General features: G+C 72.8%; 22 protein-coding genes. 10 read left to right on the top strand and 12 right to left on the bottom strand.

Annotated features, from left to right (window positions below; translation table 11 throughout):
• Positions 1–48: 48 nt before the first annotated feature.
• The gene (locus tag C1701_RS15885; protein WP_103056133.1) at positions 49–774 is read left to right on the top strand and encodes a class I SAM-dependent methyltransferase; all 726 of its coding nucleotides are present in this window, start codon (positions 49–51) and stop codon (positions 772–774) included.
• Positions 775–847: 73 nt separating this feature from the next.
• Here the strand turns inward: C1701_RS15885 and C1701_RS15880 are convergent, their stop codons facing one another.
• Positions 848–1,891: a MerR family transcriptional regulator gene (locus C1701_RS15880; protein WP_103057065.1), complete on the bottom strand. Its 1,044-nt coding sequence runs from the start codon at positions 1,889–1,891 to the stop codon at positions 848–850.
• 351 nt (positions 1,892–2,242) lie between these two features.
• Here C1701_RS15880 and C1701_RS15875 point away from each other — a divergent pair, with 351 nt between their 5' ends.
• Positions 2,243–2,872 (top strand): NucA/NucB deoxyribonuclease domain-containing protein, encoded by a 630-nt coding sequence (locus C1701_RS15875; protein WP_103056132.1) that lies wholly within the window; start codon positions 2,243–2,245, stop codon positions 2,870–2,872.
• On the top strand, positions 2,860–3,456 hold the full coding sequence (locus C1701_RS27510) for a hypothetical protein (RefSeq protein ID WP_337661731.1): 597 nt from the start codon (positions 2,860–2,862) through the stop codon (positions 3,454–3,456). The genes C1701_RS15875 and C1701_RS27510 overlap by 13 nt, the downstream gene beginning before the upstream one ends.
• A gap of 157 nt (positions 3,457–3,613) precedes the next feature.
• Here C1701_RS27510 and C1701_RS15865 read toward each other — a convergent pair whose 3' ends face one another.
• Positions 3,614–3,823, bottom strand: coding sequence for a DUF397 domain-containing protein (locus C1701_RS15865; protein ID WP_103056130.1), 210 nt, complete (start codon positions 3,821–3,823; stop codon positions 3,614–3,616).
• On the bottom strand, positions 3,817–4,698 hold the full coding sequence (locus C1701_RS15860) for a helix-turn-helix domain-containing protein (protein ID WP_337661730.1): 882 nt from the start codon (positions 4,696–4,698) through the stop codon (positions 3,817–3,819). Before C1701_RS15860 ends, C1701_RS15865 begins: the two co-directional genes overlap by 7 nt.
• Before the next feature lie 716 nt (positions 4,699–5,414).
• Here C1701_RS15860 and C1701_RS15855 point away from each other — a divergent pair.
• The 5 genes from C1701_RS15855 to C1701_RS15835 all read left to right on the top strand — a co-directional run bounded on the left by C1701_RS15855 (position 5,415) and on the right by C1701_RS15835 (position 9,155).
• On the top strand, positions 5,415–5,699 hold the full coding sequence (locus C1701_RS15855) for a hypothetical protein (protein WP_030105726.1): 285 nt from the start codon (positions 5,415–5,417) through the stop codon (positions 5,697–5,699).
• A 448-nt stretch (positions 5,700–6,147) separates the two neighbouring features.
• On the top strand, positions 6,148–6,501 hold the full coding sequence (locus tag C1701_RS15850) for a hypothetical protein (protein WP_337661729.1): 354 nt from the start codon (positions 6,148–6,150) through the stop codon (positions 6,499–6,501).
• A 334-nt stretch (positions 6,502–6,835) separates the two neighbouring features.
• Positions 6,836–7,498, top strand: a complete 663-nt coding sequence (locus C1701_RS15845; protein WP_051713428.1) for a TetR/AcrR family transcriptional regulator — start codon at positions 6,836–6,838, stop codon at positions 7,496–7,498.
• Positions 7,489–8,403 (top strand): ABC transporter ATP-binding protein, encoded by a 915-nt coding sequence (locus C1701_RS15840; RefSeq protein ID WP_103056127.1) that lies wholly within the window; start codon positions 7,489–7,491, stop codon positions 8,401–8,403. The genes C1701_RS15845 and C1701_RS15840 overlap by 10 nt, the downstream gene beginning before the upstream one ends.
• The gene (locus tag C1701_RS15835; RefSeq protein WP_051313993.1) at positions 8,400–9,155 is read left to right on the top strand and encodes an ABC transporter permease; all 756 of its coding nucleotides are present in this window, start codon (positions 8,400–8,402) and stop codon (positions 9,153–9,155) included. The genes C1701_RS15840 and C1701_RS15835 overlap by 4 nt, the downstream gene beginning before the upstream one ends.
• A 134-nt stretch (positions 9,156–9,289) precedes the next feature.
• On the opposite strand, the gene C1701_RS15830 is transcribed toward C1701_RS15835, so the two are convergent.
• Positions 9,290–9,772 (bottom strand): hypothetical protein, encoded by a 483-nt coding sequence (locus C1701_RS15830; protein WP_103056126.1) that lies wholly within the window; start codon positions 9,770–9,772, stop codon positions 9,290–9,292.
• A 69-nt stretch (positions 9,773–9,841) separates the two neighbouring features.
• Entirely contained in the window at positions 9,842–10,456 is a 615-nt protein-coding gene (locus tag C1701_RS15825; RefSeq protein WP_337661728.1) for a PadR family transcriptional regulator, read from the bottom strand.
• A 75-nt stretch (positions 10,457–10,531) separates the two neighbouring features.
• Here C1701_RS15825 and C1701_RS15820 point away from each other — a divergent pair, with 75 nt between their 5' ends.
• Positions 10,532–11,740, top strand: coding sequence for an FAD-dependent oxidoreductase (locus tag C1701_RS15820; protein WP_026419012.1), 1,209 nt, complete (start codon positions 10,532–10,534; stop codon positions 11,738–11,740).
• A gap of 49 nt (positions 11,741–11,789) precedes the next feature.
• Here the strand turns inward: C1701_RS15820 and C1701_RS15815 are convergent, their stop codons facing one another.
• From C1701_RS15815 to C1701_RS15790, 6 genes are all read right to left on the bottom strand, one after another.
• Complete coding sequence (locus tag C1701_RS15815) at positions 11,790–13,646, bottom strand: ABC transporter ATP-binding protein (protein ID WP_026419011.1); 1,857 nt, start codon at positions 13,644–13,646, stop codon at positions 11,790–11,792.
• Positions 13,643–15,490, bottom strand: a complete 1,848-nt coding sequence (locus C1701_RS15810; protein ID WP_103056124.1) for an ABC transporter ATP-binding protein — start codon at positions 15,488–15,490, stop codon at positions 13,643–13,645. Before C1701_RS15810 ends, C1701_RS15815 begins: the two co-directional genes overlap by 4 nt.
• A gap of 162 nt (positions 15,491–15,652) precedes the next feature.
• Positions 15,653–16,534 (bottom strand): siderophore-interacting protein, encoded by an 882-nt coding sequence (locus C1701_RS15805; protein ID WP_051313992.1) that lies wholly within the window; start codon positions 16,532–16,534, stop codon positions 15,653–15,655.
• A gap of 1 nt (position 16,535) precedes the next feature.
• Positions 16,536–17,387 (bottom strand): ABC transporter ATP-binding protein, encoded by an 852-nt coding sequence (locus C1701_RS15800; protein ID WP_030105716.1) that lies wholly within the window; start codon positions 17,385–17,387, stop codon positions 16,536–16,538.
• A 10-nt stretch (positions 17,388–17,397) separates the two neighbouring features.
• Positions 17,398–18,501 carry a FecCD family ABC transporter permease gene (locus tag C1701_RS15795; protein ID WP_103056123.1) on the bottom strand — a complete coding sequence of 368 codons (1,104 nt, stop codon included), beginning with the start codon at positions 18,499–18,501 and terminating at the stop codon, positions 17,398–17,400.
• Between the two features lie 7 nt (positions 18,502–18,508).
• Entirely contained in the window at positions 18,509–19,603 is a 1,095-nt protein-coding gene (locus C1701_RS15790; protein WP_030228188.1) for a FecCD family ABC transporter permease, read from the bottom strand.
• 550 nt (positions 19,604–20,153) lie between these two features.
• Between C1701_RS15790 and C1701_RS15785 the strand changes: the two genes are divergently transcribed.
• Positions 20,154–21,230: a flavin-containing monooxygenase gene (locus tag C1701_RS15785; protein ID WP_026419006.1), complete on the top strand. Its 1,077-nt coding sequence runs from the start codon at positions 20,154–20,156 to the stop codon at positions 21,228–21,230.
• A gap of 231 nt (positions 21,231–21,461) precedes the next feature.
• Here the strand turns inward: C1701_RS15785 and C1701_RS15780 are convergent, their stop codons facing one another.
• The gene (locus C1701_RS15780) at positions 21,462–22,262 is read right to left on the bottom strand and encodes a hypothetical protein (protein WP_030105710.1); all 801 of its coding nucleotides are present in this window, start codon (positions 22,260–22,262) and stop codon (positions 21,462–21,464) included.
• Positions 22,263–22,470: the final 208 nt, after the last annotated feature.

Genomic DNA, 22,470 nt, shown 5'->3' with positions numbered 1-22,470 from the left:
ACCGGAAAAGCCGTGGCCGAACCGGGGCCACGCGGATAGCGTCGCCCGATGCCGGACGCGATCTTCACCCACCCCAGGCTCGTCGCCCTCTACGACACCTTCGACGGTGAGCGGGACGACCTGACCCACTACCTCGCCATCGTCGACGAACTGGGTGCCCGCCGGGTGCTCGACCTCGGCTGCGGCACCGGTTCCCTGGCCGTCCTGCTCGCCGAGCGCGGGTACGAGGTCGTGGGCGTCGACCCGGCGGCGGAGTCGCTGCGGGCCGCCCGCGCGAAGGACCCGGCGGGACGGATCACCTGGGTCCACGGCGACGCCACGGCGGCCCCGGCCGTCGACGCCGACCTCGCGGTGATGACCGGGAACGTCGCACAGGTCTTCCTCGGAGACGACGACTGGCTCGGCGCCCTGCGCGCGGCGCGCGCCGCCCTCCGCCCCGGCGGTCACCTGGTGTTCGAGACCCGACGGCCCGAGCGCCGGGCCTGGGAGAAGTGGGCCGTCGCCACCCCCGTCGTCCGCGAGGTGCCCGGGGAGGGGCCGGTGGAGGCGCGCGTTGAGGTGACCGAGGTGGCCCTGCCGTTCGTGTCCTTCCGGCACGTCTACCGGTTCCTGGCCGAGGACACCGTCCTCGCCTCCGACTCGACGCTGCGGTTCCGCACCCGGGACGAGGTCGAGGAGAGCCTGGTGGCGACCGGGTTCGAGGTGCGGGACGTCCGGGACGCCCCCGACCGCCCTGACCGGGAGTACGTGTTCCTCGCCCGGCGCAGCGCCTGAACCCCGCTGCGGGGCGGCGCCGCGCCGCCGGCCCGCCGCGTCCTCGGCCCGTCCCGTCCACCGGCGGGCTGGTTCAGGCAGCCGTCCCCGGCTCGGAGGAGCTGGCGGAGGCCGTGAGGGCGTCGGCGAGCCAGGCGTAGGGCACCTGGTCGGCCATCATGTCGACGAGTTCGTCGTTCGTGGGGTGCCCGTTGATGGTGGCCACCAGGTCCAGGTACCGGTCGTGGGGGCCGGTGGACGGCGAATCCCAGTGGGGATCGGCCTCGGTGTTCCTGGTGCCGTGCAGCTCCAGGGCGGTCCGCAGCTGCCCCGCCGACTCCTGGCGGAACTCCGGGCAGTCCGGCTTGCCGCACACCCCGGAGAGCCAGGCCGAGTACCGGTCGGCGATGTCCCGGGCCCGGGACGAGTCCACCGGTATCCCGGCCCGGCGGGCCTCCATCGCCTCCGCCATGATCGGGGTTCCCTCGTCGATGGAGTCGAGCATCGACGAGGAGGACATGATCCGCCCCGCCTCCGTCGAGTACTCCTCGCGGAGGTGGCTGCGGACGGCCGCGCGGAAGTCCTCGTCCCGCACCAGGTCGGCCAGTTCGATCCACGCTTCCAGCTGCTCGGGGGTGGGGTCGTCCGGCAGGACCGCCCGCGTCTGGCTGAGGCGGTCGATCATCGCGGGGTTGACGTCGAGGCCTTCGGACACCTCGGCCCAGAACTCGTCGAGCAGCCGTTCCCGGTCCTCGTCGGACATCGAGACGAGCCGGTGCATCAGCACCACCTGGCCGTCCGGGGTGTCCTGCCGCAGGATGCTGCGCAGCACGGCCCGCCTGGCCTGGAAGCGGCGCGTCTGCTCCTCGACCACGGCCAGGTGCGCGGCGGCGAGGTCGTGGAGCGTCGTCTCACCGGCGAGCACCCGGCGGATGTCGTCCAGGCCCGCGTCGAGCTCGCGGAGGGTGCGCACGAACTCCAGGCGCGCGATGGCCTGGACGTCGTAGTGCCGGTAGCCGGCGGGGGTCTGCTCGGTCGGGGTGACGATTCCCGCGTCGGAGTAGTAGCGGACGGCGCTGACGCTCAGCCCGGTGCGGCGCGCCACGTCGCCGATGGAGTACAGCTCGTTCTCGTTCACGGTGCCCACTATCGGGTCTCAAGCGGCATGAGACTCAAGCCAGCACGGGCAGCCGGTGCCGGGAGGGCGGTCGGCGGGTTACCTGGGGCTCGCTCGGGCAGCGCTCCTGCCGAACCGCTCGCTCCCACTGTCGGCGCTGGTCGTGATCCGATTCCGGAGAAATTCGATCGCGGTGCGGTGCCGCCGCGATGAGCCCGCCGCGCGTACGGCTTGTGGGGACTGGTGATCTCCCCGGTGGCCGCGCGTCGTAGGAAACGGAATCCCGGAGACTGGCGGCTACTGTCGTACTTGACTGTACAACGTGGATTGCCTATGAGGTGCACTCGGTGTGCGCGATAGGGGGGGAGCCGGGTGGCCACGAAAGCCAAAGGCGGCTTCCTCCTTCCGCTGTTGCTTGTCGGAGGCGCGGTGGCCTACTTCGGGGTGGACGAGGTGGAGGACGCCGTACGAGGTGCGCTGATCGGCGAACCAGTTGTCATCGGGGTGGGCGACGAGGCGGTGATGGTTGCCGACGACGCGGCATCCATGGTGCGGAAGTGCACGACAACGCGGGTGCTCAGGCAGAAGCGTTGTGGGGAGGTCAAGGTTGTCATCATGGATGCGGCGAGGATGCCGCACATTACTCGGAATATCTCGCCCGCCTGGAGCGAGGGCAAAGAGCACGTCCTCACCCGCAGCGGCGTGTCACGGCACGCGAACTACAAGGCCGCCTGTGGTGGCTTCGTCAAAAAGCATGTAGACGGCTCGTGTGACGAGTACGCCTTCGCCTCGACGGTTCAGGGGGGCATCGGTGCCCGTACCGAGGAGGTTCCGGCGCGGGAACAGGACTGCCAAGGGGGAACCCCTGCGGCCGCGTACCGGTGGCAGGGAATAAGGGCTGGAGACGATTTCCTCGTCGTCATCAGCAACCCCCATCGGGTCGCGGTTGAGCCGTACCGGGGACGGGACATCGCGGAGGACCAGTCGACATGCGGGAGCTGATCGAGAAGTACCGCTGGGCCGACCAGGACGAAGACCTGGTGCTCACGCTCGCCGTAACCACCTGCGGTTCAGTGGACGAGGTGGTGTCGGCCTACGGTGGCAGCGGAAGGGGGCCTGTTCTTCTGACACATGACGACGCGTGGGTTCCGCAGGAGGATTTCGGCTCCTACTTCCATGTCCAGGTGCTCACCGAAGGGTCGCGCACCGTCATGATCGAGCCGAACGGGTGGGCGGGCAGTCTGCCCGGGATCGCGCGCCGCGCGTCGTCGAGGGGTTTCTTCCTCAGCGTGCACTGGAGCATGTCCGGCACGCGGCGGGTGGTGGAGGCCCGGGGCGGCGCCGTCGTGTCCTGGTTCAACCCGTTCCTCATCGCGGAGCCGGGTGGCGCTGGCGACCTCGTTCCCGCATGGGCCGAGGACACCGTGTTCGATGACGAGTGGCCCAACGCCTCAAGCTTCGCGGCCGTCGAGCTGCGCACCGGGCTCGCGGTCGACCGGAGCTGGTTCACCACGCCACTTCCCACCTACCGGATCCCGGATCCCGACCAGCTCCTGGCGGATGACTCGAAGGCTCGGACGCCCTGAGACGCGCGAACGGCCGCCGACCAGAGCGAGGAATCCACGGTCACTTCCCGGAACGTCAGCTCTGAACTTCCAGGATGGCCTCATCGCGTTCAGCGGGTAGGCTCGGAGAATCCTGGTGTCTCACCTCGAGCACGGTTTCGTGAAGGTTCAGCCGAGCTCAGAAGCGGCCAACTTTGACCGCGTTGAGGAAGGTGGTGAGGGTGGCGTTGTCGAGGCGTAGGGTTCCGCCGTCGCGGTTCTTGGTGTCGCGGATGCCGGCCACTTCGGTGCCGGACGCCTCGCGTGAGCGCCCGATCTCAACGCACTGCCCGTTGTCGTTGCTACGGGAGGATGTGCGCCAAGACCATCCTGCCTCGGCGGTTACCATCGTGCTCCCCCAACCTCGTCAGTTGTGATCTCCGCTGCTACGGCTCGAATCAAACGTACGGACTCCGTGCTGTTCAGCGCGAAGTCTCGTAGACGCTCGAACGTGATCTTACACCGCTCAACGTCCTCTGGTTCCTGGATGAAGATCCCGCGAATCAAGGTATCGAGGAAGACCGTGGGCGTCGTGTGTTCGCCGTGGTGCAAGATCGCGAAGGTTGACCCGAAGGACGGGTGCGCTCCGGCTGAGGCGGGTAGCACCTGCAGGGTGATGTTGGGGCGTTCGGCGGAGGCGGCAAGGTGGTGTAGCTGCCTGCGCATCACCTGACTTCCGCCGATCACACTGCGCAGAGCTAGTTCGTGCACCACGGCGTGCAGGAGGAGGGGCTTGTCGGAGTGAAGTCGGGCTTGTCTCCGTACACGAACCTCCGTTCGGTGTGCGACGGCGATGTCGTCATCGGGAACGCCACAGTCCCAACCGGCGGCTACGGCAGCGGCGTATTCGGCGGTTTGGAGTAATCCAGGGATGAGGACCGCCTCGAAGTTCTCGAGTTTGCTCGCCTCTGACTCGAGCTCGATGAAGTCCTGGAGTTCCCCGGTGATGGTGTCCTCGGGATAGGCCCGCGCCCAGTCATCGCGACGGTGGTGTGAGGCCAGGGCCGCGTACTCGTCCCGTTCGGGTGTGGGGATGTCGTAGATCGTCGCCAGGACGATCACTTCCGCCGGGCCAGGGATCGTCTCGGCTCGTTCCAGGCGGGACAGCTTGGATCGGGACCATCCCAGGCGGCTGGTGACGTCGTCGAGCACCATGCCCGCGTCCGCCCGCCACTGTCGGAGTGTGCGGGCCACGAGGCGTTGCCGAACGGTCGGATCGCTCAACGGGTACCTCCATCGCTTCGCGTGTCAGCGTAGTGACGCTCCGAATTGGACGATCGATCACCACTTCGAGTGGAATGCAACTTCTCATGGGTACCGAAGCTTGTTGGCGAGAAGTTGCATTACCTAGGGTGGTTGCGTAACAGCGTATCGCAACCCTGGGTAGGGGTGCGCAGAAGAAGGGGCCGGGCTAACTGGCAGGCCGCCCGGCCCCTCGTGACGAGAGGAACCGACGCAATGCCCGTCGATCCCATCCCGGTAGCCATGCTACTGGCCGTAATCGCCGTACTCGTAGCCGTGTGCAGGCAGTCGCGACGCCGCCGATCGCGCTTCGTCCGCGCCCTGGTGACGAGCGGCGGAGTCCGGTTCGTCGTCGAGATAGCCGGCATCGAGGCAAGCCCGCCCGACCGTTCCGCCCGGGTCTTCGAGGCGCGTGCGTCGTGCGCCCGTCGGCCCGCGCCGGTGCGCACGGCGCCCAGGGGGGCGTCGCCGGTGGGGGTGGGGGAGCCGGCGCGTCGGGCGGTGCTCGGCTACTCGGTGAGTCACGCCGCCACCGGCCACGGGGAGCGGCAGCCCGCGCGTTCTCGGCTGCCCGAGCGGGAGGGGCGGCATCACTGGCGATGCCGGGAGGCCCCGGACGTCCCGGCATCGCGGACGGGGTGGGAAACCGTGCTCAGCGGAGTCCTCCCGTTGCCACCCCTGTCGAACGGTCGTGCCTCATGACGGTGTTGAGCATGACGGTGGGTGCCGCGATCGCCCTGGCCGCCCTCGGGCTCGTCGAGTGGGTCGATCGCGCCATCGTTCCCCGCCTGGCGATGGTCTGCCGAGTTCGGCGGGCCCGGCGAACCACCCGGGAGGCCCGGAGCTGGGCGGTGACCAGTGGCGCGGCCCGGGAGCATTCCCAACGAGAAGCGCGCCGATGCCGTGACCACGAACGGACGGCCCGCTGCGGAGGTCGGGACGTCGTGCCCGTCGGGGTGGTCAGGCCTCTCGTCCCGTCCTGATCAGCACCTCCGCACGTCCACATCCCGACCACGTCCACATCCCGACCCGGTCGTCCGGGCGGTCGAGCTCCGACACCCTCCTCCCCGGTCGTGAGCTCCCGCCCGGGCGGCCCTTCCCCGAATCCCCGAACGCCCTCCCGGAGGCCGCCGTGATCGTGCCCGCCCTCGCCCGGTTCCGCGTCCGCTCCGTCCCTACCGCCTTACCCCTCGCCGTCGTCGACACCGCCCTCGGTCGGCGATCGCCGCTGGGCGCTCGACCGCCGGCGGAAACGCCCATCCCCTGTCGATCGGCTGTCGACACCGTCGACCCGGCCGACGCCAGGGGCGGATTCGCGAAGTACGGACTCGTCCGAGTGATCGCGACTGGCCGGGGCGGGGGCATCCCGCCCCGAGCCGGTGCCGCATCCCGGGAGCCGGGTCCGCCCCCACGTGTGCGAGGAGAACCGGAGTGGATAACACGGCACGGCAGGCGATCGCGGTGGTACCGGAGCTGGCGGCGGTGTACGCCCTGACCCGCCGGGGCTGGCGTTGGGTGTCCCTGACCCGGGGGCCGGGGGCGCTGGTGGGGTACTTCGAGTGGCCCGGCTGTTCCACGGTGGACTGGTGCGTCATCCGGGGCGCGAGCGAGGTCGAGGCGGTGCGGGTCTGCTACGGCGAGTGGGTGGTCTGGTGCCGGGACGGCCGGGTGGGGCCGGTGGCCGAGGAACTCGGCGCGCTGCCGCCTCCTGACGACCCGGCCGCGCCTCGCCTGATCACCGGCCGCAGGTGGCGACCCCCGCCGCCGCTGCGCCCACGGGGGTGAGCGCGAGTTCGTGCCGGTCGCCGCTGTGCCCCCTGGCCGTGCGGGTGGCACGTGCCCGCGCTGAGGAGGTCCTTGGCCGAGGCCGCAGTGCGCCCGCCGGCCAGACGTCGGAGTGACGCCCGCTCCTGGGACGGCAGCGGGGAGAGGTCCGTCGGTGATCAGGTGAGGTGTTCCAGTCGTGCGGAGGTGACCGGCATGGGGACCACGCTGTCCGCTCCCGCCCGCTGGCCCGACCTCCGACCACCGACCCGCAGGAGCGGCCTCGGCTGTGGTGGGTGGGCCGTGTCCTGGCCCTGGGTGTCGAGAACTGACCAGCTGGTGCATACTTCTGACCGTGGGGTCAGAAAAAAGTCTCAGGAGTCAGAAGGAGCGGACCTTCATCGAGGAGGCCAGGCGGGCGCAGATCGTCACCTGCGCCATCGAGGTGATCTCCGAGTTCGGGTACCGGAAGGCGTCACTGGTGCGGATCGCCGAACGCGCCGGCGTGTCGAAGGGGGTGATCCTCTACCACTTCACCGGGAAGGGAGAGGTGATCGAGACCGCGCTCGGCCAGATCTACGCGGCCCTCGGCGCCCGGTTCGAGCAGGAACTCGCCGACCACCCCGACGTCCGGTCCACCCTCGCCGCCTACATCCGCGCCCTCGTCGGGTACATGCGCGACAACCCCACCCACGTGCGGGTGATCGCCGAGGCCGCGACGTACGACGGCGGCAGTGCCGAGGCGGGCGACTCCTTCGACCCCGGCGACGCGGGCGCGCGGTGGCGCTCCCTCGCGGACCTCCTCCGCGCCGGGCAGGCCGCCGGCGAGTTCCGCGACTTCGACGCCCGGGTCCTCGCCCAGGCCATCGGCGGCGCCATCGACGCCGTCATCGCCGGCTGGCTGGAGGAACCGGACACCGACCTCACCGAGGCCGGCGAGCAGCTCGTGACCACCTTCGACCGAGCGCTGGTCGCCGTCCCACCCACCACCGACAGCGGGAGCACGCCATGCCAGTGATCGAAGTCGAGGGACTGCGCAAGACCTACCGCGACCACGTCGCCGTCGACGACGTCTCGTTCAGCGTGGAGAGCGGGGAGATCTTCGGCATCCTCGGACCCAACGGGGCGGGGAAGACCACCACCGTCGAATGCCTCACCGGGCGGCGGAGGCGAGACGGCGGGCGGGTGAGCGTGTTCGGCCACGACCCGGACACCGATCGCGACGCGTTGCGCGAGACCGTCGGTGTCCAGCTGCAACACAGCGAACTCCAGCCGAAGATGACCGTGCGGGAGGCGCTTGGGCTCTACGCCTCCTTCTACGCCGATCCGGCCGACCCCGACGAGCTGATCGACACCCTGGGCCTGCGGGACCGCGCCTCCGCCTACTGGGGGAAGCTCTCCGGGGGCCAGCGGCAGCGGGTCGCGATCGCCCTCGCGCTCGTCGGCAACCCCAGGCTCGCGGTGCTCGACGAGCTGACCACCGGGTTGGACCCGAAGTCCCGCCGGGACACCTGGGAGGTCGTCGAGCGGGTGCGGGACCGGGGGGTGACAGTCCTGCTCGTCACCCATTTCATGGCCGAGGCGCAGCACCTCTGCGACCGGATCGCCGTCATCGCCCGGGGCAGGGTAGCCGCACTGGACACCCCCGAGGGCCTGGCCTCGGCCGCCGGCTCGACCCAGCGCATGCGGTTCCACACCACCCAACCGGTGCCCGTCGAGGAGCTGCGGGCACTGCCGGTGGTCACCGAGGTCGTGGTCGACGGTGCGGCGGTGACGGTGCGGGGCGAGGGCGAGTTGGTCTTCGCCGTCTCCCGGCTGCTCGGGGCGGCCGGCGTGACCCCGTCCAACCTCCGCGTGGAACACGCGAGCCTGGACGACGCCTTCCTCGCGATCACCGGGCAGCTCACCGAGGAGGCGGCGTGAACAGGGTGTTGCGGGCGACGGGTCGGATGACCCGGATGGAACTGCGGCTGCTCCGCAGGGACTGGGCGCTGCTGTTCTTCGGGATCGGGTTCCCCGTCGTGCTGTTGCTGCTGTTCGCGAACCTGCCCGACATGATGGACCCGATCCCCGGGCTGGACGGGCTCCGCGCCTTCGACGTCGTGATGGCCCCGATCGCGCTGAGCATCGCGCTGCTGATCATCTCGCTCCAGCTCATGCCGCAGCAGATCGTCACCGTGCGGGAGAGGGGGATTCTCCGCAGGTTGTCCACCACCCCGGCTCCCCGGGTCGGGCTGCTCGTGGCGAACTTCGCCATCGGCGCGTTGATCTCGGTCCTCGCGGTGGTGGCCGTCCTGGTCGGCGGCGCGCTCGTCCACGGCCTGGCGCCGCCGAGGTCGCTGCCGGCGTTCCTGCTGGTCTACCTGTGCGCGATGGTCACCACCCTGTCGATCACCATGCTCATCGCCGGGATCTCCAGGACGGCGAACATCGCCAACGGCATCGGCTCGATCCTGCTGGTGCCGATGATGTTCCTCAGTGGAGCGATGGTCCCCCGCGAGGACCTGCCCGAACTGGTGCGCCAGATCGGCGATCTCACCCCGGTGGGTGCGGTCACGCAGGCCTTGCGGGCGAGTTGGGCGGGGGAGGCGCTGTCGCTCCAGCCCTTCCTGGTGATGGGGGTGACGGTGTTGCTGATCTGGCCGATCGCGATCCGCTTCTTCCGCTGGGAGTGAGCGGGGTGCCCCGGGGGTGGGCCGTCCGCCGTGCCGCCCCCGGCTGGGACGTGGCGGTGCCGGTTGGGGGACATTCTGGACGGGGATGTCATCCACGACCGCTGATCGGCGCGGGCTCGGCGCCCCGCCGGCGGTCACGCCCGACGGGCGTTCTCCGGCCAGATCACCACGACGGGGATCCCTCGTTCGCGGGCGGCGGCCACGACGTCCGCCGTGCGGCTACGACCGTCGGACGACTGGCCGTCCCACACGGCCACCAGCCGTTCGACGAGGTTCAACACCCGTTCGCTGGCCGCGACGTAGGCATCACGAGTCGACCTCTCGAACGGCATCACCTCGACATCGGTGGCCCTGTCGATCAGCGCGTCGAACTCGGCCGCGTTGTCGGGTCCGACCTCGCGTTCCCGGTAGTCCTCGGCGGGGAGCACCACGGTGGTGGTGCCGCCCAGGGCGAGCACCGCACGAGCGAAGATCTGGTCGGCGCCCCGGGCCAGGCAGGTCACGCCGACCAGCTCGCCGTCGCCCTCCGCCCGCAGGTGGTCCCGCAGGGCGGTCTCCACGAGGGAGACCGAGTCCGGGCTCAGGTTCGAATGGCCGGTGATGCCGATGCGTGCCACGGTCGAGGTGGTCCCTTCGTGGTTGTGCGCCGGAGGGGCTGCGGCCTGGGGCTCTCGGGAAGCACCGCCTCACCCCCGTGGTTCGAAGCGGGCGGCGATGGCGTCGAGGTCCTCGCGGTTCCAGTCGAGGGCTCCGGTGCGCAGGTCCTCGGTCACCGCCTCCAGCCACCGCAGTTCCGCGAGGGCGGTGGCGCGCTGGTACTCGCCCTCCAGGAGCACGACCCGGGGGAGCGCCCCCGCCACCCGTGCCTCCTCGGCGTCCAGGTCCGCCAACGTGCGTCGGAGCGCCTCCGCCCGCCGTGCCAGCAGGGTGAGTGCCGCGTCCGGGGTGAGCAGGGGGAGGAAGGCGAGGGCCGCCGGGAACTCGGGGAACTCCCGTGCCGGGGTGGACAGCATCTCCCGCAGCCATCCGTCGAGGGTGGCCGCGCCCTCGTCGGTGAGTTCGTAGACGGTGCGCTCCGGTCGGTCCCCGACCCGTTCGGTGTCGCGCACCTGGACCAGCTCGTCGCGGAGCAGGCGATCGAGCGTCTGGTACACGCTGTTGCGCTGCGCGACGTTGACCACCTGGTCCTTCCTGCGCTCCCGGATGAGTTCCCGCAGGCGGTAGGCGTGCGTCGGGGCCTCGGCGAGCAGGGCGAGCAGGGCCATCGCCAGCGGTGACCTTCGGGAGGGACGACCGGACATGGGCACACCCTAGCCAGCTTGCGAGTATAGTCATTTTATGTATAGTCATACTATGACCCCGGGGAGGGGATGGCGATGACGAGGGTGCTGGTGATCGGGGGAGGAATAGCGGGAACGGTCGCGGCGGTGGCGCTGCGCCGGGCTGGGCTGGATCCGGTCGTGTACGAGGGGTACGACCGGACCGCCGACGGCGTGGGCGCCTACCTCGGCGTCGCCACCAACGGCCAGTCGGCCCTGGCCGAACTGGGCCTGTTGGAACGCGCGCTCGCCGCCGGGTTCGACACGCCACGGATGGCCTTCCGCACCGGTTCCGGCCGTTTCCTCGCCGAGCTCGCCCAGGGCGGGGCGCTGCCCGACGGCACCGTGACCAGGACGGTCCGCCGGTCCGACCTCTACCGGGCGTTGCGGGACGCGGCCCTCGACGAGGGGGTGCGCGTCGAGTACGGCCGCCGCCTGGTGGGCCTCACCGAACGCCCGGACGGGGTGACCGCGCGCTTCGCCGACGGGAGCGAGGCGACCGGCGACCTGCTGGTCGGCGCGGACGGGCTGCGGTCCCGGGTGCGCGGGGCGATCGACCCTGGCGCGCCCTCGGGCCGGTACGTCGGCCTGCTCAACACGGGGGGCTTCGCGCCGGGAGTGCCGGTGGACGCCGAGCCGGGCGTGGCCAACATGGTCTTCGGGCGTCGCTGCTTCTTCGCCTACTACCGCCACCCCGACGGGGAGGTGTGGTGGTTCGCGAACCCGCCCCGCGCCCAGGAGGCCAGCCAGGAGGAGTTGGACGCGATCGACCCGACGTGGTGGCGGGCGCACCTCCTGGAGCTCGTCGCGCGCGACCGCACGCCCGCGGCCAGGATCATCGCCGCGACCGAGCGGATCATGCCGCCCTGGAACACCTACGACCTGCCGTCCGTGCCGACCTGGCACACCGACCGCTGCGTGCTGGTCGGGGACTCGGCGCACGCCACCTCACCCTCCTCCGGGCAGGGCGCGTCACTGGCCATCGAGGACGCGTTGGTGCTGGCGAAGTGCCTGCGGGACGTGCCCGACCACCCCGCCGCGCTCGCCACCTACACGGCGTCGCGGCGGGACCGGGTGGAGCGGGTCGTCGCGCAGGGCAAGCGCAACGGGGACCAGAAGGCCCCCGGGCCGGTGGCGCGCGTGGTGCGGGATCTCGCGCTGCCCGTCGTCTTCCGGCGGATGGCCAGGGCCGAGGCCGTCGACCAGCGATGGCTCTACGAGTACCGGGTCGACTGGGAAGCCCCGATCACCGCCGCCGTCGGCTGAGCAGGCGGCGAGGGCGGCCAAGGGGAGGACGGGGGCGGCTGGGACGCGCTCAGCCCGGCAGCGGTTCGCGGTCCCTGCCCTCCCACGCCGCCCACAGCCGCGCGTAGCGGCCACCGGCGGCCACCAGTTCCTCGTGCGAACCGACCTCCACGATGCGCCCGTGGTCCATCACCACCACGCGGTCGGCGGCCACCGCCTGGGGCAGGCGGTGCGCGACGACCAACGACGTCCGCCCCTCGGTGGCGGCGAGGGCGGCCTGTTCCAGGTCACGGGCCCCGGAACTGCCCGCCTCGGCGCTGGCCTCGTCGAGGATCGCCACCGAGGGGTTGGCCAGCACCAGCCGGGCCAGGGCCAACTGCTGGGCCCGCGGCGCCGTCAGCGGGTGGCCCTCCTCGCCCACCCGGGTCTCGATGCCCCCCGGCAGGCCCTCCGCCCAGCGGCGGGCGCCCACCGCCTCCAACGCGGTGAGCACCTCGGCCTCCGACGCGTCCGGTGCGGTCAGGCGCACGTCGTCGACCAGCCGACCGGAGAAGACGTGCACGTCCTGGCTGACGAGCATGACGTGGCGGCGCAGCTGGCGGAGTCCCAGCTCGGCGAGCGGAACACCGCCCACCCGGACGGAGCCCTCCGCCGGGTCGAGGAGGCCGGCGACGATCGCGGCCAGGGTCGTCTTCCCGGCTCCGCTGGCGCCGACGAGGGCGACCCGCTCACCCGGCTCCACCACCAGGGTCACGTCGTCCACCACCAGCGGACCGCCGTCGTAGCGGTGGCTCACCCCTTCGATCCGCAGGCCCGCGTCGGCGGGGCGGGGCGGTGCCTCCGGTTCGGGGGTCGCCGGGAGGCGCGCGACGCCCACCAGGCGAGCGAGGCTCGCCCCCGCCGACTGCACCTCGTCGAAGGACAACAGCAACGCGCCGAGCGGGGAGAACAGCCGGTGGAAGTACAGGGCCGCCGCCGTGGTCGCGCCGACCGTCACGATGTCGGCCCTGACGAGGAGGAACCCGGTGACGACGATCGCCACGAGTCCCACGCACTCCGCGCGGTTGGCGCCGGAGGCGAACCGGGTGAACAGCCGGAACACCCGGACCGAGATGTCCCGGGACCGCGCGGAGCGGTCGGTGACCAACCCCATCCGGGCCTCGCCCAGCCGGTGCGCGTGCACCGCGTCCACCCCGTGCAGGGAACTGACCAGGGCCTGTGACCTCTCCCCGATGGCCACCCGTTCCGCCGCGTAACCGGGGCCGGAACGCGGCAGGTACCAGCGCAGTGACAACACGTACATCGGGAGGGTCACCATGCCGGCCAGCCCGAGCCGCCAGTCCAGGGTGAGCAGGCCACCCACCGTCAGGACGACCGTGAAGAACGCCGAGATCAGCACCGCCGCCTGGTTGGTCACGATCCGGCCGACGATCGACACGTCGTCGCCCACCCGGGAGAGCAGGTCCCCGCTGCCCACCCGTTCCAGGGTGGTGGTGGGCAGGTGCAGGGCGCGGTCCACGACACGTTCCCGCAGCCGGGCCAGCACCGTCTCGCCGGCACGGGCGATCAGCGCGGTGGCCACCCCGGTGAGCAGGCCACCCAGCAGCGCCGCACCGGCGATGAGCGCGACCGTCCACAGCACGGCGGACCCGTCGGCGTCCGGACCGCCAGCCGCGATGGTGTCGACCAGGTCGCCGAGCACCCAGGGGGCCACCAGACCGAAGGCGTTGCCGAGCAGGCAGGCGCCCAACGCGGCGCTCGTCGTCCACGGCTGGCGGGCCAGTTCGCCCCGCAGCACCCGCCAGACCTGGCGCGGTGTCGCGACCGGGAGGCGGTCGGCCGCCGAGGTCGCCGTGTCGAACTCGGCGGCCGCCGCCGCCGAACGCCTCCGCCGGCGGCGGCCGCCGGTCCCCGCCTCCGCGCTCATCGCAGTACTCCCCGCTGGTAGGTCTCGTCGGTGGCCGCCAGGTCGGCGTGGGTGCCCTCGGCGCGCACCACTCCGTCGGTGAGGACCACCACCCGGTCGGCCCGGGCCAGCAGCGCCGGACTGCTGGTGATGAGCAGCGTCGTCCTCGGGCCGCCCGCTGGCGGGCCCTCCCCGTCACCGCCCGCCGGTCGTTCGTCCCGACCGCCCGCGTCGGGGTCGTCGGCACCGGGAGGGTGGGTGGCGGGGTGGCGCAGCTCGGCCACGCCGAGGGCGATGACCTCCTCGGTGACCGCGTCCACCGCAGTGGTGGGGTCGTGGAGCACCAGGACCGGCGGGTCCGCCAGCAGTGCCCTGGCCAGGGCGATCCGTTGCCGCTGCCCGCCGGACAGCGAGGCCCCCCGGTCCAGGACCTCGGTGTCCAGCCCCTCGGCCTGGGTGGCCACCACCTCGTCGGCGGCCGCGGCCCGCAACGCGCGCTCCAGGCCGGTGGCGGAGACCTCGCGGCCGGAGGTGACCGCGTCCCGGAGGGTCCCCTCGAAGAGCGTGACGTGGTGGGTCTCCACCAGCACCGTCCGCCGCAGTTCGTCGATGTCCACCTCGGACACGGCGACGCCGTCGACCACCAGCTCCCCCTCGTGGTCGGCGGCCGGAACCCGCCCGGACAGCAGGGCCAGCAGCGCATCGGCGTCCCTCGGGTCGTCCACGACGACCCCGACGAACTCGCCGGCCCGCACGGTGAGGTCCAGTGACCGCAGCGAGCCGTGCGCGACGCCGTCGAACCGCAGCTCCCGGAACCCGTGGAGCCGGGCGGAGCCCGGCCGCACCACGGGCGGCGCGGTGAGGAGGGTGACCAGCCGGGCGGCGGAGGCCCTGGACACGGCGATGCCCTGCCCGCAGATCCCGAGCAGTTGCACCGGTTCGGCGATGAACTGGGCCAGCCCCACCACGGTGATCAGCTCGCCGATGGTGATCTGGCCGTCCACGGCGAGCCAACCGGCGAACCCGGCCACCACGGCCAGCAGCAGCCCGCTGGCCGCCGTGGTCGCGCCCCGGTGCGCCCCCAGCGGGGTGGCCGCCCGCAGCGTGCGGCGGAGCGCGTCGTCACTGGACTCGCGGTACCGGCGCACGGCGCTCGGTTCGCCGCCGATGCCCCGGAGGGCGCGCACGCCGCGCACCAGGTCGGTGGCGAGCGCGGCGGTTCGCGCCGTGGCCGCCTGCTTCTCCCCGGCCCTGCGGGTCAGCAGGGGGCCGAGCAGTTGGAGCAGGACGACCAGCACCGGCACCCCGACGAGCACGCCGAGCCCGAGCGGGACGTCGATCCGCAGCAGGACGAACGCCGAGATGCCCAGGGCCACCAGACCGGAGAAGAAGCTGGGCACGTCACGCAGGACGTCGGAGGTGCGTTCGGCGTCCGAGGTGGCGACGCTGAGCAGCTCCCCGGTGGCCAGCCCGGAGCGCTGCCCCCTGGGGTCGAGGGCACGTCCGGCGGTCTCCACGCGCAACAGGTGGTTCTCCTGCTGGATCGCGCCGAACAGCGACCGGGCGCCCAGCCGCCAGGACAGGGCGAGCACGGTGAACAAGGCGGCCAGCCCGAGCACGGACAGGCCCAGTGCCCCCGGGTCCCCGGTCGCCACCGCCCGGTCGATGATGATCCCGATCGCGACGGGGACCAGCGTCTCGGCTGCCTGGTGGCCGGACAGCCCGAGGATGCCGCCGGTCAGGCGTAACCGGTGTCGTGCCAGGGCGCGCCACAACACCCGGTTCGCGGTGAGCGGACGACCACCGCCCCGGCGAGGCTCGGGCGCCGGGGGGACGGGGCCCGGCCCGTCACCGCTGCTGTCCATCGCTGTTCCTCTTCTCCTTGGAAGGTCGTCCCCTGATCGGGTGATCGCGCCGCCTCTCCCCGCCGGGCTCCGGGCCCGGGAACGCGGCGTGAGGAACGGTGTCACGCTTTCGTGGGTGATTGACACGGGGGCGGCACCACCGAAGGGGCCGCGAGAGCCGGATCACAGCCCCGCGTCGACGAGTCGCGCGTGGATGTCGTCCACGATCTCCTCCTGGGTGCGGCCGGCGCGCTGTCCCGCGTCCCAGATGGCGCCGATGTCGATGCCGGACGCCGCGAACCGGCGGTTCCACTCCTCCCCGTCCAGCCGCCAGTAGCCGACGGCGTGGTGCTGCCCGTCGGGCACGCGCAGCTCGTGGCGCAGGTGGTGCCGGACGAGCCGGGCCGCGGTGGCCTCGCCGGCCATCCAGTAGCGGCAGGACCTCGGATCGAATCCCGCCGGGAGGTGTTCCCGCAGCGCGGCGGGCAGCAGGCTCCCCGCGCGTCCGAAACGGGGGTTGCGCAGCCAGCGGACCTCCAGGTCGGCCGGCCCGTCGAGGGGCTGTTCGTCGGCGGCGCCACCCACCTCCACGACCACCCGCGTCGGGGTCGCCTCGGGCAGGGACGACACGATCCGGGTGAGGGCGGGCAGCGAGGTCAGGTCACCGGCGAGGACCACCGGCACCCCGGGCGGTGGCGGGACGTAGGAGCCTCGCGGCTGCCCGACCCACGCGACGTCGCCGACGGCGGCGGAGCCGGCCCAGGCAGCGGCGACTCCCCGTCCGTGCAGCACGAGGTCCACGGTCAGCAACGCGGTCTCGGCGTCCCACCGCCGCACCGTGTACCAGCGGCCGAACTCCTCGGCCCGGTAGGCGGGGGCACCGCCGGCCGGCTCCGGGTCCCCGCCGTGCGCGGCGGTCGAGGGCACCACGAGTCGGAACCATTCGTCAGGGGTTCCGACGCTGCCGAACCCGGCCAGCTCCGGTCCGCCGAAGGTGACCCGGACGACGCGGGGGCCGACGCGGTCCACCGCGACGACCTCGGCGCGGAGGTGGTCCCGGCCCACCTCAACCACCGTGCCCGGGATTCCCGCCGCCGGCCACCGGGACCGGGGGCGCGGCGGTGACGTGGTGCCGGCCGATGGGCACGATCATCGGTGTTCCCGACACCGGGTCGGGGACGACGCGGGAGGCCATCCCGAACACGTCCGCCACCACCTCCTCGGTGACCACCTCGCCCGGGGCCCCTTGGGTGACGATCAGCCCGTCCTTCATGGCGATGAGGTGGTCGGCGTAGCGGCAGGCCAGGTTCAGGTCGTGGAGCACCAGGACCACCGTGCTGCCCCGCCGCCGGTTGAGGTCGGTGAGCAGGTCCAGGACCTCCACCTGGTGGTTGACGTCGAGGTAGGTGGTGGGTTCGTCGAGCAACAGCAGGTCGGTCCGCTGGGCCAGGGCCATCGCGATCCACACCCGTTGCCGCTGCCCACCGGAGAGCTCGTCGACCGGCCGGTTGGCGAGGTCGAGGGTCCCGGTGGCCAGCAACGCCTCCGCCACGGCTTCGTCGTCGCCCTGGCTCCACTGCCGGAACCAGCCCTGGTGCGGGTAGCGGCCCCGGCCCACCAGGTCGGCGACCCGGATGCCCTCGGGTGCGGTCGGCGTCTGGGGCAGCAGGCCGAGGACGGCGGCGACGGCCTTGGTGGGCATGCCGTTGATGTCCCTGCCGTCGAGGTGGATCGTTCCCCCGCTCGGCGCCAGCAGCCGGGCGAGCCCCCGCAACAGGGTGGACTTGCCGCAGGCGTTGGCGCCGACGATCACCGTCACCCGTCCCGGGGGGATGTCGACGGACAGCCCGCGCACCACCTCCCGGTTGCCGTAGCCGAGCCGCAGGTCCTCCGCCCGCAGGCTGTGGCGGTCAGTCATCACGCACTCCTCATCCACCGCGCCCGACACGGTTCGACACGGCTAACAGCCACAACAGGTACGGGGCGCCCACCGCGCCGGTCACCACGCCCACGGGGAACTGCGCCCCGCTGACCAGGTGCTGACCCACCACATCGCCCAGGCCGACCACCAGCGCCCCGACCAGGGCGGCGGGCAGCAGCGCCAGGCCGGCGCCCCGGGTCAACCGGCGGGCGATCGGGGCGGACAGGAACGCCACGAAGGCCACCGGGCCGGCGGCGGCGGTGGCCACCCCCGCCAGGGCCACGGCGACGAGGACCAGCCCGAGCCGGGACCGTTCGACCCCCACCCCGAGGCTGGTGGCGGCGGCGTCGCCGAGCTGGAGGGCGCGCAGCGGGCGGGAGAGGGCGACCACGAGCGGCAGCAGCACCGCCATGCCGATCGTCAGCGGGACGACGTGGTCCCAGGTGCGGGCGTTGAGGCTGCCGGTCATCCAGGCCAGCGCCTGCTGCGCGGTGTCCACCCGCGACCGGGTCATCAGGTAGGACACCGCGCTGTTGAGGATCGCGGCGGTGCCGATGCCGACCAGGACGAGCCGGTAGCCGCTGACACCGCGCCGCCAGGCCAACAGGTAGATGGCCAGCGCGGTGAGCATCGCGCCGGCCAACGCGCTGACGGACACGGCGACACCGCCCAACCCCAGCACGACGATGCCGAACACCGCCGCCGCCGACGCCCCGGAGGTGATGCCGATGATGTCCGGGCTCGCCAACGGGTTGCGCACCATGCTCTGGAACAGCGCGCCCGACAGCCCGAACGCCGCCCCGACCAGGATCCCGACCAGCGCTCGGGGCAGCCGCAGGTCACGGACGACGAACTCGGTCGCGGGATCGGCCAGGCCCACCAGGGAGGCCGCGACGTCCCGGAGGGGGATCGGGAACTCGCCGAGGGACAGCGACACCCCGAAGACGAGGACGACGGCGACGGCGAGGACCAGGGTGACGGCGGTGGCGCGGCCACCGCGCCGGAGGCGGGCGGCGGACACCACCCGCCGGGCCCGGAGCAGGTCCGCGCCGTCTCCGGTGCCGACCAGGGCGTCGCGGTCCAGAGCGGGTGTCGGGAGGCTCTTCGTCATCCTCGGATCAGAGCTCCGCGACTCGGCTGCGGCGGACGAGCGCGATGAAGAACGGCGCTCCGATCACGGCGGTGACGATGCCGACCTGGACTTCGCCGGGCCGGGCGATGACACGACCGAGGACGTCGGCGACCAGCAACAGCACCGGCGCCAACATCATCGAGTAGGGCAGCACCCACCGGTGGTCGGGGCCGGTGATCGCGCGGGCGATGTGCGGGATGGTCAGCCCGATGAACGCGATGGGGCCGGCGGCGGCCGTCGCCGCCCCGCAGAGGACCACCACGGCGAGGCCGGCCAACCCCCGGGAGAGGGCCACCCGCTGCCCCAGGGCCCTGGCGACGTCGTCGCCGAGGGAGAGCGTGTTGAGCACTCGGCCGCAGCACAGGGCGAGGACCACTCCGACCAGGAGGAACGGCAGCACCTGCCAGAAGATCGTGAGATCCCGGCCGGCCAGCGAGCCCACCTGCCAGAAGCGGAACTGGTCGAAGGTGTCCACGTCGGTCAGCAGGACGGCGGTGGTCAGCGAGGTCAGGGCCGCGCTGACCGCCGCGCCGGCGAGCGCGAGCTTCACCGGGGTCGCGCCCTCCCGGCCGGCCGCCGCGATCCCGTACACCACGGCGGTGGCGAGCGCCGCCCCCAGGAAACCGAACCACACGTACCCCGTCAGGGTGGTCACGCCGAGCAGGCTGATCGCGACCACGACGAAGAAGGAGGCGCCGGCGTTGACACCCAGGATCCCGGGGTCGGCCAGCGGGTTCCTGGCGACGCCCTGCATGACGGCGCCGGCGAGGCCGAGCGCGCCGCCGACCAGGAGCCCCACCAGGGTCCGGGGCAGCCGCAGTTCCCAGATGACCAGGTGGTCCGGATTGGTGGGGTCGACGTCGCGGAGGGCGTCGAGCACGATCCCGAACGGGATGGGCCTGGTGCCGACGACGAGGCTGGCCACGGCGGCCGCGACCAGCAGGACGGCCAGCACCACCAATCCGGCCGCGAGCCGTCGGCGCGGGCCGCGCCGCCCGGTGGTGGTTCGCGCGGCCGGGTCGGCGGTGCGGAGCGAGCCGGCGGGGCCGGCCGGCGCGAGGTCCTGGTCGGCGGGGTTCATCGGGGCGTCCCGCCCCGCGACGCCACCGCGCTGGCGGCCGGGACCACCGGTCCGCCCTCGGCTCCTGCTGCCGCCATGCTGGGGTGTTCCCTTCCGGAGAGGAGGCCGGCCGGGAGGCCCGCCTGACGTGGGGGTGATGGGCGCGGCCAGCCGGTGCTGGTCAGGCGTGCCGCGCCGCGTCGCGGTCAGCCGCGCCACCCAGGACGCGCGGCGGGCCGGGGTGCGCCGGTGCGGTGCCCGGGTGCCCGGTGCCGGTGCGGGGAACGTCGCCGTGCCGCCCTCGCCACGACCGACGAGCGGGACCCTCCCCGCCGGTCCCGCGAGGGGAGCGGCGGTGGGTGCGGTGCGGGGCAGGCATGGGTTTCCCTTCGCCCTACGGGGACATTAGGCGAGGCTATCCTAAAGGATTACCCTGTACGGGTGAAGGTGGACGTGGTGGGTACCGCGCGGTGCAACCCGTCCAATGCGGCGCTTATGCCGGGCCTGGTCGTGGCCGCGTTCCCGGCCGTCCGGCCCGCGACGCGGGCACCGACCTTCCTACGATCGGTGGATGTCCGATGCCCATACGCTGATCATCGGTGGTGGACAGGCCGGCCTGGCCGGTGCCCAGGCCCTCCGCGCCAGGGGACTCCGCCCCGTGGTGCTCGAGGCCGGCCCCGAAGCGGTTGGTTCCTGGCCGTCCTACTACGACAGCCTCACCCTGTTCACCCCCGCCCGGTACAGCTCCCTCCCCGGTCTCCCCTGCGGCGGCGACCCCGACCGGTACCCGACCCGGGAGGAACACGTCGCCTACCTCCGCCGGTACTCCCGCCTCCTCGACGTCGACATCCGCACCGGCAACCGGGTGCTCGACGTGAGCGCCACCCCCGACGGTTTCGCCGCGCACCTGGCGGACGGCCAGGTGGTGCGCGCGCCCTCGGTGGTGGCCGCCACCGGCAGCTTCGGCCGCCCCCACCGGCCGGCCCTGCCCGGGTTGGACACCTTCACCGGCGTCCTCCGCCACAGCTCCGAGTACCGGCGTCCCGACGACTGGGCGGGACTCCGGGTGGTGGTCGTCGGCGGCGGGAACTCGGCGGTGCAGATCGCCGTGGAACTCGCGGAGCACGCCGTCGTGACCCTCGCCAGCCGAGGGACGATCAAGTGGGCACCCCAGTTCGTCGCGGGCCGTGACCTGCACTTCTGGCTGCGCGTGCTCGGGATCGACACCGTGCCCCAGTTCCGGGTGATCCGACGGGGAGGCCGAGCGCCCGTCCTCGACGTCGGCCGCTACCAGCAGGCGGTGGCAGCCGGTCGTCCCGACCACCGCCGGATGTTCGACCGGGTGGAGGGTGACGAGGTGGTGTGGCCCAACGGGCTGCGGGAACGCGTGGACGTGATCGTGTTGGCCACCGGGTTCAGGCCGGACTTCGGCTACCTGCGCGGCCTCGGCGCCCTGGACGGCGAGGGCCGTCCCCGGCAGGTCAACGGGTGGTCCACCACCCACCAGCGGCTGGCGTACCTGGGAGTGGAGGACCAGCGGACCCTGGGGTCGGACAGCATCGTGGGTGTCGGTTCCGACGCCAGGGTGATGGCCAGGCGGATGAGCACCACCCTCGGCCTCCGCCGCCCCACCCTCCTCGGGCGGTGATGGGGCCGCGCGCGGCTGGTCGCTGAGCGCCCTCGCGGACGGCGGCGACCTCGGCCCCCGTTCCCCGCGTCGAACCCCGGAATGCCACCCCGGTCGGCCCCGCCGGCCGATCGGCCGTCAGTACCCACCCCCCTGCCCGTGCCCGAGTGCCGCCGGTGCCACTCCGCCGGCGGCACTCGGCCGTCACCGGCGTGGGCCAGTCCTCCCCGGGGTCGGCCGCGCCCGGCCGGTTCAGAAGTCGACGGTGGGCTTCCGGGCGCGTACCACCAGGTGCCGGTCGTCCAGCCGCGCCGGCTCCTGGGGGTCGGGTGCCACGAGGACGGCGGCGGGCCGGTACCAGAGATCCAGCCGGTCGCCCACGCGCGGGGCCAGGCCGGGTCGCGGGTCGAGCCGGACCCGGGAGACGACCGCCCGGCTGCCGTCCCGGAAACCGATGTGGAGCAGCAGGCGTTCCCTGGCCGGTCCCGTCAGGCCCGACGCCGGTATCGCCTCCAGGTCGAGGACGGTCCCCACCGACCGCCGGCCGCTTTCCAGCAGCGCCAGCACGCGCCGGTCCTCGGCCACGGCGGCCCTCAGTGCCCGGACCGCGACCAGCGAGGACGCCAACGCGACCGCCAGCACGGCCCAGGGGAGCCAGGGCGGCGGACCGGGAGCCAGCCGCGCGGCTGGCTCGGTCGCGGATGCCGGCCACACCAGCCCACCCCAGTAGCCCCAGGCCACCGTCGTCGCGCCTCCCCACCAGCACGGGCTGCCAACGGGGGAGAGGACCCGGTCGAGGGCGACCCCGACCAGGGCGGCGATCACCACCGCACCCAGCACGGCCAACCCGGTGGCGGGGAACGCGGCGTGCGCCACGGGCAGGCCCGGAAGCCCCACACCGGTGGGCAGGACGGCGAGGCGCATCAACACCGCGCTGCCGAACACCCCGGCGAGTGCGATCCCGGTTCCCCACACCGAGCGGTACCGGGCTCGGGCCCGGGCCCGAGCCCGCCGGGCGAACGGGTCCGAGCGGGCGGCGGCGTCGTACGGCACTGTTGCCTCCCACCCGAGAACCGTCGCGTCGTGGCCGCGAACGCTAGTGCTGCCGGGTGAACGGGTGGTGACAGGGCGCGGTCACGGCCCGGGCGGTCACGTGGCCGGTCGTCGGCGGCCTGACCGGGCGGTTCGCGGGGTCGACCCAGTGTCCCGCGAGGCCACCGTCGACGGGACCGCCGGCCGGAGGAGGTGGTCGCCGCCCCCG

Origin of the sequence: Actinoalloteichus sp. AHMU CJ021 (assembly GCF_002895405.1) — a bacterium.
Lineage (GTDB): Bacteria > Actinomycetota > Actinomycetes > Mycobacteriales > Pseudonocardiaceae > Actinoalloteichus_B > Actinoalloteichus_B caeruleus.
Note: the sequence above shows the minus strand (reverse complement) of the source record. Positions and strands in the feature narration are given on the sequence as shown.